Genomic DNA, 15,084 nt, shown 5'->3' with positions numbered 1-15,084 from the left:
TCCCTTCGCTCTTCGCGGACCAAGGGGCGAACGCCCGCTGCGGGAATATGGTGTTATGTGATGTCTGCCTCATCTTAGAATAACTTTCAAAAATTATAAGTACTTCTTAAAGGCTTTACTCGAATCACCGTCATAACCTAACTTTGTATAGAACTCGTGTGCTTGCTTCCTCGAAGCTCCGCTGGTTAAAAAGACCTTAACACAACCCCTTGAAATACACAGCTCTTCAATATGCTTCATAATGAGCGATCCATAACCTTGACCTTGTCTTTTTCCAGATACAATTACACGTTCTACAACCCCAAAAGGTTGTGACTCTATCAACGCATCTAAACATAGATGCAGATGTGCAGTTGCAACGATCTCTTGGTCTACTTCGCAAATGAACAAGAAACTATTAGGATCTTGTTTAATTTCTTCTATTCTATCTTCCAACACTTTTATTTTTGTGTTGTTTGGAAGCAACTCTTTATATAGTCCTTCAATAGCTTCGGCGTCATTGGATCCAGCTTCACGAATTATCATTCACATTCTCCTCTGTATTTAGGATGATTTCACATAACGTTCCCGCATCTGTGACGCGACCCAGCCTTAGATAGCTCTTATCTTAGGCTGGGTCGTGTGTTGTCTGAATTTTCGCCTATGAGCGTGCTTGCTTATGAAAAAACCAAGGGGCGGAGCTTAGATGCATGGTTTAGTGATGTTACTGCCTTATCTGTAATTACATTCTCATAAATGTTTTACAGATATATATTGTTCCTTATGTATTCATTCTAGTTATTTATAGTATTTTATTGGTATTTCATCATATCTTATATGTTATAATTTTCTAGTACAATATACGGCTTTAAGGGCGGTCGGCTAATCTCCCAGAAGGGAGGTGATGCCCATTGAGGTCAAAGATGCACTTTCCTTAATGTTCATGTTCGGCATGTTCATTCTGGCATTGCTTACCTACATGAAAAAGAAATAGACCGCCCTCGCTAAGGTAACGGTCTATTTCTCGACCTAACTCCTATGGCCGACTGCTCTTTATGCAGTTATTGTGCTTTGGAGTCGTGTTCCAGCACGGCTCCTTACTTATTCTTACCTCAGTATAACTCATTTTATAACGCTTTTATATGTTTTGTTGATTATTTTTTATTTATATAAGGTCTGTAGTGCTAAAAACCTTTAATCAAGATTCCAACTCTATTTTTTGCTTTGGTATAAAAACTCAACTTCACCATCTAGCAAATATCGATATTCAAATAATTGCATTGTTCTTTCCCTAATTCTCTCCTTTATAACCCTGCCTAGGCTTACCGATCCTTGCGATCCAAGGTAACCATTATTAATAAATGACTTCTCTACAAATTTTGTTTCCCTTAAGTGATACTGTAACCAATCTTTCTGCGATTCAATTAGTGCTTCTCTTGGTTCTCTATCCAACTTAGAAAGAAGCTTTTTATATATATGATTTAACTCATTATCCCAAATCTCTGTATATTTGCTTTCCAACGCCCCCCATTCTAATGTTGTAATAATCTCTTTGGAATTTTGAAATTCATTAAATTCCACCTCATAATCATGATCTATAGGATTTCGAAGCATTTCATCATAAAATTCTCCTTTCAAATCAAGGTTCCCAATGCTCATGGTTAACACTTCATAGTTAGAAGGATCTGTACGACCTTCAGTTATTTCTTTCGATTCTGTTCCATTACCTGTACTCACTACATCAGATGGCAGTTCAGAATTCATTATTGATTTAGTTTCGCTGTTCAAGGTAGTCGATTGACTACTATTTTGACAAGATGAAAACACTATCGTAATAAAAAATAATATGAGTATCTTACCTTTCATAAATGATCTCCTTAAATATTTCTTTAATATTTACCGGAAATGACGCATAACGTTCTTGTATTGACGAAACGGCCCAGACTTAGATAACTCTTATCTTAGGTTGGCGCGTTTGTTGTCTGAGCTTTTTCCATGATTATTCATCTGACAACCCAGGGGCAATAGCCCCACAGCGTGAATATGGTGTTACCTGATGGATATGCCTTTTATGAACAACTAACATTTCTTTTACTTAATTTCTTAAATGCCGAGTAATCCTGATCGGACTTAATAAAATTCAATATCTTTTCGGCACATTCTGTTGGATTCAACTCTTCAGTATTTACTTCAAGGTCATATTCATTAAAGCAATATACTTTGTCGAACTGGGAATTTGCTAGTCCAATCATTCGATCTCCTCTGATTTGCTCTCTTCTTGTGAGTTCTTCTCTCGAGCATATTACACCTACGAATAATGTAGGATAATCAAAAAGTACATCAAGATAATCATTAAACCACTTGTCATTTTCGATTACGGTATCGACGATTACATTCAAACCATATTCTAAAAACAGTTTAATTGTGGCGTAGTACATGGAGATTATAGGATCAAACATTATTTGTCCGATAACTACATCATCCAATTCTTTTACTGGTTTTAAATCTGGAAATTTGTTATTAATAAGATCATTGAAATTATGAAAAAAATCATCTATGGATAAATGTTGAAAAAGAATCTCTTTCTGATTGATCAGTTCCATAGAAATACTAGTCTTTCCTGCACTTGAGGTTCCGTTCAAGAACACAATCTGTCCTTGCTTCAAACGAATCACCCTCACTTATAAGCGTATCTTTCAGATAACGTTCGGGCATTCACGAACCCATACTGCAGTAAGCGACCAACGGGAGCGGCCGCGATGCGGTTAGGCAGTGCAGGGTTGTCCACCTGTTCATCTTCCCTGAAAATCCTCGGGCAGACCAAGGGGCGCGACAGCGACCCGTAGCGTAAATGTTTTGTTATCGGATGTCAATGCCTTCCTGGAACCTCTAAAAATCTTGGAGTCAGTTTCGCTTTTGTTTTTATATTTTATAGTTTTCTTGCCTTTATCACAAAAGTTACTGGAAGCATTTTTGCTCTCTTTGCCATATCGCTGTTTTCATCCCGCGATTGCATAAATTCATGATCAGATTCCTCAATCATTAGCTCAATTATAAACCCTGCTTTCGCAAGCGCGTTTACATAGGTAGACAGCATCCGGTCCGCTAACAATAGCTCACCTTCATCAACTGCTACCGGATACCAACCTTCATTAAAGTAACTCTTATTAATTACAAACCTATCATTTTCTGTAGTAATCCATCTGTGTATAGGGTGAGACCAACTGAAAATAAATAGCCCGTCTTTTTTAAGGTAAGAAGATATTCGTCGAAAGGTACCCTCAAGATCGGTGGTCCAACCTATGGCATAAATTGAATAAACATAATCAAATAATCCGTTGGGATGCCGCATTCTTCTTCCATAGGAGAACATATCAATTTTGCTGCTATACCACATGACTTCAAATGTTGCGCTGCCTTTTCAATTTGTCTTTCTGAAATATCCACAGCCCATAGTTCAGATGCATTTCGTTCCCCTTGATATTGCAAAGATTGACCATTTCCGCAGCCGATCTCCAGCAGTTTTTTTCCTGAGATATCACCAAAAAGCTGGCACTTTTCTTCTGAGATAAATGCTCCATAATAAGGGAGCACGATTGCTTTTAAGAAGTCATTGCCTTTGGTATCCCAATATAGGCTGTTTGTTTTATGAACAACATCCGTTTTTAAATCTTCCGAGCTGCCGACACCATTTTCCACATCCACAATTATGTTTCTTCTATTTAATGAATTCTTGTCCATGAAAACACCTTCTCTTAGTAGGTATTTATATTTGAGTATTTCAGATTTGCATTGATTTCAGATAACGCTCTTGTATTCACGACGTCCTAGCCCCTTAGAGTCGTTGCTTATAGTTGTGAGGCTTGCCGAACACCTAATGCAGGACGTCCCGACGGGCTTAGGGGGCCGGATGTGGTCACTCGCTTCTGAGAGTGACCCCGAGCGTCAATATGGTGTTAGCCGAGGGAAGTTCTGGAAGCAGCCATTGTATTTAAGGCGTTCTCAAAATAGCTATATACTTCATCTGCAATTCCCAGAAACTCTTCAACAAGTACATCACTATCCAAGTAACAAGCATACAGATACTCAACTAAAGCGGAGTCAATCTCGCAATAGTTTATTATGGCATTCTTCATCTCAATAATGTCATCTTGCCATACACCTGTATCTGTTAAAACCAAAGAGTATAATGCACGAATTAATCTCTTCGAATACCCTTTAATATATCTAGTTTTCATCGTGTGATCACTAGCAGTAGAAAGTGAACGACGTACACGATCTACTTCTTCCTTGGTCTCTGTATTTAAGTCTAGAATGAACTCTGGAGAAATAATGATCGGTGGTACTTTTTCACCAATGTCATGACCATGCATGCAAACACAAATTATCTTAACCCAAAAACCCCACTCATTCGGTTTACTTAATACATCGTCAATCGAGCAAATTATCGTATCAATCTTGGTTACTATTGGATATTCTTCCAAAAACCCGTCTTTAATATTTGACAATCTTTCGTAATCAATATCTTTGGGATTTACACATACAATAGTAAAGTCTGCATCTGACTTTAAAGGTTTAGCAGTTCCTTTTGGAATCGAGCCACACATATAAATGCTATGAATCTTACCTTTAAATTCGGTAAGTATATGATTTATATACTTATCAACAAAATCCTTATATTCATTTTGTATTGCAATTCTATTTATAACTTTTTCTAATATCATGTAGACTCCTCCTAAACTAAGAACTTCTTTCGGCTAACGTTATTGTATTTACGGACACTCACTGCCTTAAACGACCGTAGGGTGTGGCCACGATGCGGTTAGGCGAGTGCAGGGTTGACCGGCTGATTTAGCTTCTGCAAATGAAATGCCTCTTTGATTCCTTCTTCTACCTCGGCCAGACCAAGGAGCGATAGCGACGCAGCGTGAATACCATGTTATCTGATGAATCGGCCTTCTTCGAATTATCTAAATTCACTTATCTCTTTTATTTGTTGAATAATTTCCAAAGTATCATTGGGGTCCTTGATGTCAAATAGATAATTAGCTTCATCTTTAGTAGGTTGAATTTCTATCGTATTTTCTTGTCTCTCCAATACTTCCAAAAAGTTCAAGGCACTTCTAAATATAGCTTTACTTCTTTGGGTTTGTGTAACACGTTCTTTCAATAAATCAATTGGTAAATTAAAGTGGACTATAATACTTTCAAATCCATTGTCATGAAAGTTCTGGAGTACATTTGTTCTTCCTGATTTATTTAAATTGGAATTGCTTAAGATAATGTGGAAATTGCTTTGCACCATAGCATAGTTAACAATAGCATTTGTTATAGAGAATTTTAAAGTATTGGGACCTTCTATAGGGCGAAGTTTCTTATAATGGCTATTAATAAATTCAGCATGATTATCCTGATCAATGACTATGGCTTGTTGTAGTACAGATTCTAATTCTTTAGCAAAAGTGGTTTTTCCACTATGAGTTTTTCCAACCGTCATGATTACCAGGCGGCTCATAAAATGCTCTCCCATCAATGTTTTCTATTATGATTTTTGCCGATCTTTCAGATAACGTCGTTGTATTCGCGAACCCGAGTGGCTTAAGCGGCCATCGGGAACGGGTGGTTCCGCCACTTTGCTTTGCAGGGTTGTCTGCCTGACCAACTCCTCCGAAAAGCCTCGAGCTGACCAAGGACCTACCAGGTCCGCAGCGTGGATACGGTATTAGCTGATGAAATTGCCTTCCTCGAATTACTTACTACTAATCTTTATTATTTCTGAGCAATTCGTCACCAGTTCTAAACCAAGGTTGCAAAGCAAATCTTGCTTCACCAGTTCCGCAATCAAAAAATCTTGAAACTATCTTAATCTCATTATCATCATTAATAATTGACAAAGGACTATTCTTAAATTATTCAATATCTTCTAATCTGTAACCATTTAAATCTAAGTACCAATTTTTATTCTCATTATCTATTATTTCATCTATTTGTCTTATTTTATTCTTTATATATTCATTCCAAATTAAACTTCCTTCAAGGTAGTGTTCTGTTAAACTACCAACAAACTCAAATCTGTGTTTTCGATACTAATCTAAAACAAATGTTTGCACGTTGGCTCTTCCTTTATCTTTTGATTTTTCATTTTACAAGAATTTTCTTTGCAATGGTTTCAGCTAACGTTCTTGTATCTACAAACCCGAGAGGCTTAAAGGAGCGCCAGCGACTGGGCCCGACGAACTTAGCCTCGCCAGGGTTGTTCGCTGATTCCGCTTCTCTGTAAATGCTTCTTTTGAACCAAAGGCGCAGCCTGAAGCGTAGATACATTGTTATAGGATGTTAGCACCTTCTTCGAAAGACTTACACTATTCAATCCCCCGTTAATTTGGTTATTTGTTTGATTTTCCTTGTGTAGAAAAATAGATTATAAGATTGATTATCCAAATACCTGTAATTGCTAAAAAAATATAAAACGATACAGGGTCTCCACTTAATCCAATCTCGTCAACGATGATTCCACTATTATATAAAAGTTGGCCAGAAACAAAAATCGAGATAACTGACAAACTAAGGACAGTAAAACCGTTTATCATTTTATTTTTTAATTTAGGGATTATCAGTATAAAAAATAAAAGTAGTGATACAACCAAACTAGAGATAAAAATAGGTCTTAGCAAAGTGAAGGTTCCTAAAGTTTCAAACGATTTGTGTGTGTACATTTCTACTCCTCCTCCAATATATATTCTTCTACTTCAATTTGCTCTTTATAAGCTAAACTACACAGTTAGTTTAAATCAACTAATAATGAATTGCTTTTGATTTTTCGTTATTGCGCTGATTTCCTAAAACGTTTCTGTATCTACGAACCCGAGAGGCTTAAGGGAGCGCACGCGATCGGGTTAGCCTCTCAGGTGTTGTCTGCTGGGGTTTCATCTGCGAAATGCCTCTTGCAGACCAAGGGCCGAAAGGCTCGCAGCGTAGATACGATGTTATCGGATGTTCTTGCCTACTTCGAATTACTAACCTAAGTCCTTCAATTCATAATAAGCGTCTCTAAGCCATGGATGAATAACTCTAAGGTTATCTCGCTGTTTCCATAAAAAATCAATATATTCGAATGCTGCATCGTTCAAAGAATGATCTAGTTTTTGCGTAATCTGAAATAAATATGGAGGTTCCCCAATTTGGTCCCATTCAATCTTATCTGCAACAAATAAAACCTTGTCTAAAATAGTTGAATTTTTCTTTAGTGTCGTATGACACCCAACTGCATCAAGAATTTCCTGATCCATAATATTAAATATATCTCTAGCCATTTCTTTAGATATCTTCTGATGAATTATCATTGGAAAAGCCTCTTCTTCAGACAGTACTTCAATACCTAGATCATAGGAAACTTGAATCCTTACATCGTTAGAATAAACCGCACTTATATCATGTAAATATCCAGCTATTTCAGCTGAATCTGCATTAGCATTAAATCTTTCTGCTATCTTTCTTGCCTCTTTCCCCACCCTGACACAATGCTCCGCAGTTTTAGGGCAACCATTGTTCACTAAAAAATTATATATGTCATCCTTGAGATTTCCGGATAAAGTATTTATAACAAGATTATTATATACTGACTTCATAAGCCCTCCTAAAACGTATTAACCGCACGCAAGAATTTCCGATAACGTTTCCGTATTCACGAACCCTCACTGGCTTAAGGGGCGCCAGCCCCGGGTCCGACGGACTTAGACAGTGCAGGGTTGTCTGCTGATTCCTCTTCCCCGAAAAGCCTCTAGCAGACCAAGGGCCGTTAGCGCAGCGTGAATACTTTGTTATCCGATGCTACCGGCCCTCTTCGATGCGCTTGTTAAATTTTTATAATCTTCAATTAATTTATTGTATTCATATCTTTCTTCTATGGGATAATCATTTCCAACTATATTTATGTACCTATTTAATTCTCTTAATTCAATAAAAAATAGTTTTTGATTCCGTATTCTATCAGAAGTGAAATAAAACCCTTCTACAATTTCCTCATCATTCAGTGAAACTAGAAAAATGTAACTATGTATTATCTGATTATATAAGTAGCTTGCCTTCATACTTTCATTTGATGGTGTATCTAAATCATATAGCTCTTGAATTCTATGCCAATTAAATCTTGTAACATCTTTTCTGTTTTTAAACGATTTAACCTTTAATTGTATTTGTTCAGTGTCATGGGATAATTTCTTGGCTTCAACTAGCTTTCTAACTGAATACATTACGATCATTATGTCTTTCTCAAACTCCACTAACATATCATCATCGTATGCTGTTGATAAATACACTTTATTAATCTTGTCAGAAAGTTTTAAAAGATCTTCTTTCCAATAACTTGATTCCCATATCATTTGGAGGACTCCCTTTTAATAGATTTGATATTTTTTTAAAAATTAACTCTTACGGTGGTTTCGGATAACGTTTCGTATATTCACGACGCCTGGCGAATGCCAGGTGTGTCATAGCAACTGCTTCCTTGAAGCCGCTTCTGGGACCGAGGAGCGTAGCCCTAATGCGTGAATTTGGTGTTATCTGATGGCACCAACTTCACGAAATACTCACATTCTTAAAATCATTATTCTGAATACTCTATTTTAAATTAATTCCAGTTGTTTTCATAAAATTTTCTTGTAATTATTATAAGAGATGATACACAAGACGATTACTCCACATAATATTAGTAAAGACCCTATCCAATAGTTAAGTGATAGATTAACATAATATTCTTCTGGACTATAAGATCCTGCTGCGGCTGCTTGATATGCAGCTCGCCCCATGATTACTGAAAATTCTTCAACAATCTTTGAAATTGAGATTATACATGTACCTACTAGAATTGCTATTAAAGAAAATATGACTTGGATCTTATTCATGAGATTCATTTCCTTTCAAATAACTAGATTCTTGACTGAACTTGGTGCTTTCGGATAACGTTCTTGCATTCACGACGTCCCACCACCTTAAGGCCTATGGCCGGCAACGATGCAGTTAGGTGGTGCGGATGTGTCCCGGCATCTGCTTCCTTGTTTCAACTTCTGGGACCGAGGGGCTTCATCCTCGATGCTTGAATGCGGTGTTATCCGATGTCTCTGCCTTCCTGATTTACTTGCATTAATACTTCCTTACCGTACTGAAAGACCTGTTCTGGAATCATTCTCGTCGGTTATGTATTCTATATTTATATAGTTCTGTTTTTTTGCGTTAGCATACAGCCCTTCTACTAACTCGTCATTCTTGCAATAGATTGTTGTATAAGAACTATCTACAACTAATAATGCCAATTCGCAGTTGCTTCTGAGAAAATCGTCGTACGTTTTAATTTCAATTGGTTTAATGCCTCTAGGAAAAGCTTTAAGGTCTTGGAATATTAAATAATAATCATTGTTCGTTATAACATTTCTTAGTGTTTTACCTTCCATGCATTCAATTAATCCTGAAAAAAGTGCATCTAGTTTGCCATCTATTATAATGTATGACTCTTCCCCACCAATCCACCAATTATAATCTTCTACTTTAAACGGTATTAATATATCTTCGAGAAATCTTCCGTATTCATTTGGAATTTCAAAGCTAATTCCTCTTATCATCTGCTCTTCTCCTTGTTCATTTCTTGCAGAGATTTCGGATAACGTTTCCGTGTTCACGACGCCTCACTGCCTTAAGGTTCCGAAGGAACCGGCCGCGACGCGGTTAGGCAGTGCAGGTGTGTCCGCTGAATCTGCTTCCTTGCGCAGAAATTCCTCTTCGTTATCACTTCTTACTTGTTGGGGGCCTAGGGGGCTTGCCCCCCGATGCATGAACATAATGTTAGACGAAGGAATCTTGAGTTGCCCCAGAAAATATCTTTATACAGCTTTTATATAGTTTTTATATAGTCTTTAATTAATTCTTTATTAGTTTTTATACTGGTTTTATACACTCTACTCGGTTGCCAAATGGATCCTTGAATTCAAATCTTTCATATCCTGGTATAGGTACAGATTTCAGAATTTCAATCCCATTGTCTGTTAGTAGTTTTTCAATAGCTTTTATGTCATTCACTTCATAAGCTAAATGAGCTTTTGTTAATAATCGGTTTACACCATCTTCAGTTCCAATGTGTAACTGTTGATCTCCAACCTGAACCCAAAAACCACCTCTGCCAACTAAGGATTCTGGTTTTAATATTTCCTTCAGTTGCAAGATCCCACAATAGAAGTTTCTCGCCTCATCTTCTTTGCCGTTTGGAATTGTAATTTGAGCGTGATGGAATCGACAAATCATTTCGATGCTCCTTTGGTTGGTTATTCACGAACCCGAAAGGCTTAAGGCGCGATAGCGCCGGGTGGCTCTGCCACTTAGCCTTGCAGGTTTGTCCGCTGAATTCACTTCCTCGAAATCCCTCTTGCGGGCCGAGAGACAGGCGCAGCCTGGCTCGATGCGTGAATGCTTTGTTATCAGAAGTCAATGACTTCTTCGAGTTGCTAATAGATTATTCCATTGATTCCACAACGGATAGAATATATTCTTTTTGAATGTTCCTTCCACTAATCTCGCATTGTAATGCCTTTCCATTGACGTCTTCTTCGATCCAGATAAATTGTTGGTTTTCTGCATTTGAAATATAAAATGCCTCATTACCTCGTACATTTAGTTGCTCAATACTAGAGTCTCCGTCACCCGGCATTTGAATTCGACTTTTTGTTGTTCCGAAAATTTGGAACTTGTATATTTCTTGGTTATTTTCGTAAGTAATGCTGACACCAACAAGTTTATTATTAGGTTTTAGTTCCCTTACAACAACATTTTTTCCAGTTATTTCACATTCCTCAACCATCTCATCGATTTCTTGCGATGTTAAATTTTCAAATCCATAATAAACTTGAATATCACACATATTAGAGTGAGTAGGAAACTTTGGTTGCCAAGGAGATAATTTTTCTTTTAAGCTTTCAAAGCTTCCATCCCAATTAATAGCGGCATAATTTGTTTGTTGTGAAAATTTGTTATCTGCGGCATCAGCTATGTAGATAGCCTTCCCTTCGCCAGGTCTTAAATTAATAATTTCACTGATTATATCTTGACGAGATTGAAAATCAATCTTTCCTATAACATTCCCTTTTTTATTTTTGATTTCCATTACTGTCACTCCATTTCTTCTTTTAATTGCTTCCTTGACTAATTTTCCATTGATTTCTGATAACGTTCCCGCATCTATGACGCGACCCGGCCTGAGATAGTTCTTATCTTAGGTCGGGTCGTGTGTTGTCTGAATATACGCCTATGAGCTTGCTTCTGACAACCAAGGGGCGAATGCCCCGCAGCATAGATGCATTGTTAAGTAATGTTACTGCCTTCTCTGTATTTACATTCTCATATACGATTTAGATGTAAATATTGTTTTTCTATGTATTTTAGTTATTTATATTATTCTAATGGTATTTCATCATGTTCTATATGTTATAATTTTCTAGTACAATATACGGCTATAAGGGCGGTCGGCTAATCTCCCCGAAGGGAGGTGATGCCCATGGAGGTCAAAGATGCTATCTCCTTAATGTTCATGTTCGGCATGTTCATTTTGGCATTGCTCACCTACATGAAAAAGAAATAGACCGCCCTGGCTAGGATAACGGTCTATTTCCGACCCATCTTACGTGGCCGACTGCTCTTTATGCAGTTGTTGTACTTTGGAGTCGTGTTAGCGCACGGCTCCTTACTTATTCTTACCTCAGTATAACTCATTTTATAACGCTTTTATAGGTTTTGTTGATTATTTTTATTTATATAAGGTCTGTAATGTTATCTGCAGAAATTTCACTTAACGTTCCTGTATTCACGACCCGACGTATGTCGGGTATCCGGCGAATGCCGGATCAAGGGCGTATGCCCGCAGCGTGAATATGTTGTTAGGCGATTTTCGTAATTATTTTCACAATAGTTTAAATTTTTCAAAATGTATCTTATGAACTTCTTTTCCTTCTGGAAGAGGATAATAGACATCTCGATAATGCGATTCTAAAGGATCACTATAAATTCCAAGTTGTCTACGTAAAATAAACTCTTGTAAATTAGATAAGAAATAAGATATGCCTAATCCACTTGGTAATTTATAAAAACTATATTCTGCAAAAAACTCATCATATTCTTCTTTAAACGGCCACAATTTAATAAACCTTCTATCTCCTAAGCAAATATTATTAACACAAACTTTTAAGTTTCTCGGTAAAATTTCATTAAAGTGATTACGTTGTACAATTTTATTATTAAAAAATTCTTTCATATAACTTTGATAAGCTCGGTCTTTTCTTTTAACTTCGCTATATGCAAAAACCCCATTAAATATTGAAATTTCGCGTCCATCAGAAATAATAAGACCGTTCTCGTTGGCTTTATCAACTATTTCCAATAATTTGGAAGGTTCTATAGAACTCTTAACCTCGATGATACCTATCACATTTTCTGGAGTTGTAACAATAAAATCTCCCTCTGAAAAGATAGGGGGTATATTATTCTCATAAATTATTAGATCTATCTGCTTGGTTATGCGATTTTTGTTCCTTACAAATCCAGTTCCTACGGATAGATTTTTAGGAAGAATCCTTTTTAAATAATTCATTAATATGATTTCTTTATATCGTCCTTCTTCTGCCCAATTAGCGTCGTCGATAAGGTGACGAACACGTAACTCGTGCGCTTTAAATTCTTTAGCAATTGACTTTTGATATTCTAAGTAATTAGGCATTTTTCTTACTTGCACCTCCAAGTTTATTTTTAACGATTTAAACATATTTGATTTTATGAATTTCGCCTAACGTTCCCGTATCCACGACGTCCCACCGACTTAAGGCTCCGTAAGGAGCCGCCGCGATGCGGTTAGTCGGTGCGGATGTGTCCGCCTGATTCTGCTCCCCTGCCAATTCCCGTCGGGCGGACCGAAGGAGCCGTAAGGCTCCGAAGCGTGGATATGATGTTATAGGATGTTCGGGCCTTCCTCGAGTCACTTAAAATGTTCACTTTCGTTCCTTTTTAATATTTCATATGCAATATTTAGGATAGTCTTATCACGCAGAATCATGAACTTTGTTGAATAATCATTACAGTTTATCAATGACTCATTCATCAATTCCATTGCCCTATCTAAAGTCATCCAATTAACCACCATTCCAAGTTGCTTTTCGCTTTCGCTAAGTTTTACAGCGCTGACTCTTCTCCTTGCATATGCTATCCAACAATAGGATAATTGCATAAAATCATTTTTCTTCTTATGTTCTTCAATATATCCCAGTTCATGGAATACTTTAGCTTCATATCCAGTCTCTTCTCTAATCTCTCTTAAAAATGATTGATCTATTGTTTCTTTTTCTTCGATTCCTCCACCTGGCAATTTGTATAGATTAATTTCTGACATATACATCATAGCTGCATTCATCTCTTCATCAATTAGGACACCTCTTGAAGCATATCGTGATACCGACTCAATCAATTCAGGAGTTCCACCGAAAATATCACTATCAGTAATTCTTCTAATTAATTTCATCAGATCAATCCTTTTATTCGATGTCTCTATTCGAGCATTACAAAGATCACCAGTTGCCTGGCTCAGTTTGTTTATATATGTTTTGCCCAAATTTCCTATAACGTTTGGCATTCCTGACGTTCAAGCGGCTTAAGTGACCGCAAGGAACGGGTCGACAGACTTAGCTGGTTGAATGTATCGCCTGAATTACCCTCTTTGAAATCCTTCTTAGCGATCAAGGGCGAATGCCTGCAGTAGGAATGCTTTGTTATCAGATGTGCCACACTTCCTGAGTTACCATTCAAAGTACTAACATTTAGTTTAAATTATCAAAGATCAATTAGTGTCTTTAATATCCCGATCCCTCTGATTTCAATTAAATTCCCGTCGTTGTCATTATAATTTTCTTCAAATATGGTGTATATGCCGACGTTCTTAACATGCCCTGACATCCAATTAATTTTTATTTCATTATTATCTTTTAGTTGTTTACAATTTATTTCCAAACCATCATTTGTGCAAATTATTCCATGTTTTTCTCTAAGCCAACTGGTGTAATCTGATTTAGTAGGATTTGTAAAAATCATACTAAATAATATGACAACTACAACACTAATTGTTATTCGAACTTTTCTCCTCATGCTTCCACCGCTTTATTATTTTTTTGTGGCATTTCAGATAACGTTCCCGCATTCACGACGTCCCACTCCCTTAAGGCCGAAGGGCCGGCTGCGTAAGCAGTTAGGGAGTGCGGATGTGTCCCGGTAGTTACTTCCTCGCTTTCTGCTTCCCGGACCAAAGGTCAGCTTGCTGGCCTGCAGCGTGAATGTTTTGTTATCGGATGTCAATGCCTTCTTCGAATCTCTAACATTATTCTTTCCTTAGATCATTGATTCCGCAATGCTAAATAATACGCATTTCTGAATATCGTTCCCCATAAATTCATACTGTATTGCCTTCCCACCAGAATCCTCTTCTATCCAGACTAATTGCTGGTTGTTAACACTCGAAATATAAAATGCCTCATTCCCTCACACTTCAAGATTCTCAATTTTAGAATTTTCGCTGTCCGGTTCTTGAATACGACTTTTTGTTGTCACAAATATTCGAAATCTGTAAGTTCCTTGATCTGAATGATAAGTTATATCCACACCAACAAGTGTATTATTAGGCTTAAGATCCCGTACCACTACATTCTTTCTAGATCTTTCACTTTCTTCGATCATTTCATCGATTTCATGAGATAATAAATTGTCAAACCCATAGTAAACTTGTATCTTATGGATCTTAGAGAGAGTCGGAAATCGTGGTTGCCAAGGGGATAATCTTTCTTTTAAGCTTTCAAAGCCCTCATCCCAGTTAACTGCAGCATAATTCGTTTGTTGAGTAAATTTGTTATCTGTAGCTTCAGCATCATAGATAGCCTTGCCGTCGCCTGGCCTTAATTCAGAGATAATACTTTCAACTGTATTTTTATTTTGATTTGAATGAAATTGAATCTTTCCAATCACATTCCCTTGCTTGTTTTTTATTTCCACTCTTTTCATCCCTTCTTCGAATTACTTCTTGTATTGATT

Annotated in this window: 17 protein-coding genes and 1 pseudogene; 2 read left to right on the top strand and 16 right to left on the bottom strand. The window is 37.0% G+C overall.

From position 1 onward, the window contains the following. Positions 1-93: 93 nt before the first annotated feature. Positions 94-525 carry a GNAT family N-acetyltransferase gene (locus RB297_RS01900; RefSeq protein ID WP_375119561.1) on the bottom strand — a complete coding sequence of 144 codons (432 nt, stop codon included), beginning with the start codon at positions 523-525 and terminating at the stop codon, positions 94-96. A 364-nt stretch (positions 526-889) separates the two neighbouring features. Between RB297_RS01900 and RB297_RS01895 the strand changes: the two genes are divergently transcribed. Beyond that, positions 890-973: a putative holin-like toxin gene (locus tag RB297_RS01895; RefSeq protein WP_220687457.1), complete on the top strand. Its 84-nt coding sequence runs from the start codon at positions 890-892 to the stop codon at positions 971-973. Positions 974-1,191: 218 nt separating this feature from the next. On the opposite strand, the gene RB297_RS01890 is transcribed toward RB297_RS01895, so the two are convergent. The 12 genes and pseudogenes from RB297_RS01890 to RB297_RS01835 all read right to left on the bottom strand — a co-directional run bounded on the left by RB297_RS01890 (position 1,192) and on the right by RB297_RS01835 (position 11,128). Next, a complete protein-coding gene (locus tag RB297_RS01890; protein WP_375119560.1) occupies positions 1,192-1,845 on the bottom strand; it encodes a lysozyme inhibitor LprI family protein in 654 nt (217 codons plus the stop codon). A 203-nt stretch (positions 1,846-2,048) separates the two neighbouring features. Further along, on the bottom strand, positions 2,049-2,645 hold the full coding sequence (locus RB297_RS01885; protein ID WP_375119559.1) for a chloramphenicol phosphotransferase CPT family protein: 597 nt from the start codon (positions 2,643-2,645) through the stop codon (positions 2,049-2,051). A gap of 263 nt (positions 2,646-2,908) precedes the next feature. Beyond that, positions 2,909-3,720: pseudogene (locus RB297_RS01880) on the bottom strand (class I SAM-dependent methyltransferase). Between the two features lie 215 nt (positions 3,721-3,935). Further along, positions 3,936-4,703 carry a nucleotidyltransferase gene (locus RB297_RS01875; protein ID WP_375119558.1) on the bottom strand — a complete coding sequence of 256 codons (768 nt, stop codon included), beginning with the start codon at positions 4,701-4,703 and terminating at the stop codon, positions 3,936-3,938. A gap of 242 nt (positions 4,704-4,945) precedes the next feature. Continuing rightward, entirely contained in the window at positions 4,946-5,494 is a 549-nt protein-coding gene (locus RB297_RS01870) for an ATP-binding protein (protein ID WP_375119557.1), read from the bottom strand. Positions 5,495-6,365: 871 nt separating this feature from the next. Then, on the bottom strand, positions 6,366-6,695 hold the full coding sequence (locus RB297_RS01865) for a hypothetical protein (RefSeq protein WP_332294289.1): 330 nt from the start codon (positions 6,693-6,695) through the stop codon (positions 6,366-6,368). Positions 6,696-6,995: 300 nt separating this feature from the next. Further along, entirely contained in the window at positions 6,996-7,607 is a 612-nt protein-coding gene (locus RB297_RS01860; RefSeq protein WP_332294288.1) for an HD domain-containing protein, read from the bottom strand. Between the two features lie 192 nt (positions 7,608-7,799). Further along, positions 7,800-8,360, bottom strand: coding sequence for a hypothetical protein (locus tag RB297_RS01855; RefSeq protein WP_192572260.1), 561 nt, complete (start codon positions 8,358-8,360; stop codon positions 7,800-7,802). A gap of 264 nt (positions 8,361-8,624) precedes the next feature. Continuing rightward, the gene (locus tag RB297_RS01850) at positions 8,625-8,882 is read right to left on the bottom strand and encodes a hypothetical protein (protein ID WP_332294287.1); all 258 of its coding nucleotides are present in this window, start codon (positions 8,880-8,882) and stop codon (positions 8,625-8,627) included. A 249-nt stretch (positions 8,883-9,131) separates the two neighbouring features. Beyond that, the gene (locus RB297_RS01845) at positions 9,132-9,653 is read right to left on the bottom strand and encodes a DUF2691 family protein (RefSeq protein WP_375119556.1); all 522 of its coding nucleotides are present in this window, start codon (positions 9,651-9,653) and stop codon (positions 9,132-9,134) included. Between the two features lie 256 nt (positions 9,654-9,909). Then, complete coding sequence (locus tag RB297_RS01840; protein ID WP_375119555.1) at positions 9,910-10,272, bottom strand: VOC family protein; 363 nt, start codon at positions 10,270-10,272, stop codon at positions 9,910-9,912. 208 nt (positions 10,273-10,480) lie between these two features. After that, positions 10,481-11,128: a hypothetical protein gene (locus tag RB297_RS01835; RefSeq protein ID WP_332294284.1), complete on the bottom strand. Its 648-nt coding sequence runs from the start codon at positions 11,126-11,128 to the stop codon at positions 10,481-10,483. A gap of 384 nt (positions 11,129-11,512) precedes the next feature. Here RB297_RS01835 and RB297_RS01830 point away from each other — a divergent pair, with 384 nt between their 5' ends. Further along, positions 11,513-11,602: a putative holin-like toxin gene (locus RB297_RS01830; protein WP_375119554.1), complete on the top strand. Its 90-nt coding sequence runs from the start codon at positions 11,513-11,515 to the stop codon at positions 11,600-11,602. 318 nt (positions 11,603-11,920) lie between these two features. Here the strand turns inward: RB297_RS01830 and RB297_RS01825 are convergent, their stop codons facing one another. The 3 genes from RB297_RS01825 to RB297_RS01815 all read right to left on the bottom strand — a co-directional run bounded on the left by RB297_RS01825 (position 11,921) and on the right by RB297_RS01815 (position 15,045). Beyond that, on the bottom strand, positions 11,921-12,733 hold the full coding sequence (locus tag RB297_RS01825) for a DUF6602 domain-containing protein (protein ID WP_332294283.1): 813 nt from the start codon (positions 12,731-12,733) through the stop codon (positions 11,921-11,923). A gap of 255 nt (positions 12,734-12,988) precedes the next feature. Then, the gene (locus RB297_RS01820) at positions 12,989-13,528 is read right to left on the bottom strand and encodes an NUDIX hydrolase (RefSeq protein WP_192572664.1); all 540 of its coding nucleotides are present in this window, start codon (positions 13,526-13,528) and stop codon (positions 12,989-12,991) included. A gap of 1,010 nt (positions 13,529-14,538) precedes the next feature. Continuing rightward, the gene (locus tag RB297_RS01815; RefSeq protein ID WP_332294279.1) at positions 14,539-15,045 is read right to left on the bottom strand and encodes a hypothetical protein; all 507 of its coding nucleotides are present in this window, start codon (positions 15,043-15,045) and stop codon (positions 14,539-14,541) included. Between the last annotated feature and the right edge of the window lie 39 nt (positions 15,046-15,084).

The sequence above is a fragment of the Paenibacillus sp. CR_12 genome (assembly GCF_041953985.1).
Classification (GTDB): domain Bacteria; phylum Bacillota; class Bacilli; order Paenibacillales; family Paenibacillaceae; genus Paenibacillus_AQ; species Paenibacillus_AQ lautus_A.
The sequence above is the reverse complement of the archived record's forward strand: the minus strand, read 5'-3'. Positions and strand labels throughout refer to the sequence as shown.

What these genes read in the sequence shown, in the direction of transcription:
- RB297_RS01890 (WP_375119560.1), bottom strand. Translation starts at nt 1,845, where the DNA reads ATGAAAGGTAAGATACTCATATTATTTTTTATTACGATAGTGTTTTCA.
- RB297_RS01820 (WP_192572664.1), bottom strand. Translation starts at nt 13,528, where the DNA reads ATGAAATTAATTAGAAGAATTACTGATAGTGATATTTTCGGTGGAACT.
- RB297_RS01850 (WP_332294287.1), bottom strand. Translation starts at nt 8,882, where the DNA reads ATGAATAAGATCCAAGTCATATTTTCTTTAATAGCAATTCTAGTAGGT.
- RB297_RS01825 (WP_332294283.1), bottom strand. Translation starts at nt 12,733, where the DNA reads ATGCCTAATTACTTAGAATATCAAAAGTCAATTGCTAAAGAATTTAAA.
- RB297_RS01860 (WP_332294288.1), bottom strand. Translation starts at nt 7,607, where the DNA reads ATGAAGTCAGTATATAATAATCTTGTTATAAATACTTTATCCGGAAAT.
- RB297_RS01855 (WP_192572260.1), bottom strand. Translation starts at nt 8,360, where the DNA reads ATGATATGGGAATCAAGTTATTGGAAAGAAGATCTTTTAAAACTTTCT.
- RB297_RS01875 (WP_375119558.1), bottom strand. Translation starts at nt 4,703, where the DNA reads ATGATATTAGAAAAAGTTATAAATAGAATTGCAATACAAAATGAATAT.
- RB297_RS01865 (WP_332294289.1), bottom strand. Translation starts at nt 6,695, where the DNA reads ATGTACACACACAAATCGTTTGAAACTTTAGGAACCTTCACTTTGCTA.
- RB297_RS01900 (WP_375119561.1), bottom strand. Translation starts at nt 525, where the DNA reads ATGATAATTCGTGAAGCTGGATCCAATGACGCCGAAGCTATTGAAGGA.
- RB297_RS01835 (WP_332294284.1), bottom strand. Translation starts at nt 11,128, where the DNA reads ATGGAAATCAAAAATAAAAAAGGGAATGTTATAGGAAAGATTGATTTT.
- RB297_RS01830 (WP_375119554.1), top strand. Translation starts at nt 11,513, where the DNA reads ATGCCCATGGAGGTCAAAGATGCTATCTCCTTAATGTTCATGTTCGGC.
- RB297_RS01870 (WP_375119557.1), bottom strand. Translation starts at nt 5,494, where the DNA reads ATGAGCCGCCTGGTAATCATGACGGTTGGAAAAACTCATAGTGGAAAA.
- RB297_RS01840 (WP_375119555.1), bottom strand. Translation starts at nt 10,272, where the DNA reads ATGATTTGTCGATTCCATCACGCTCAAATTACAATTCCAAACGGCAAA.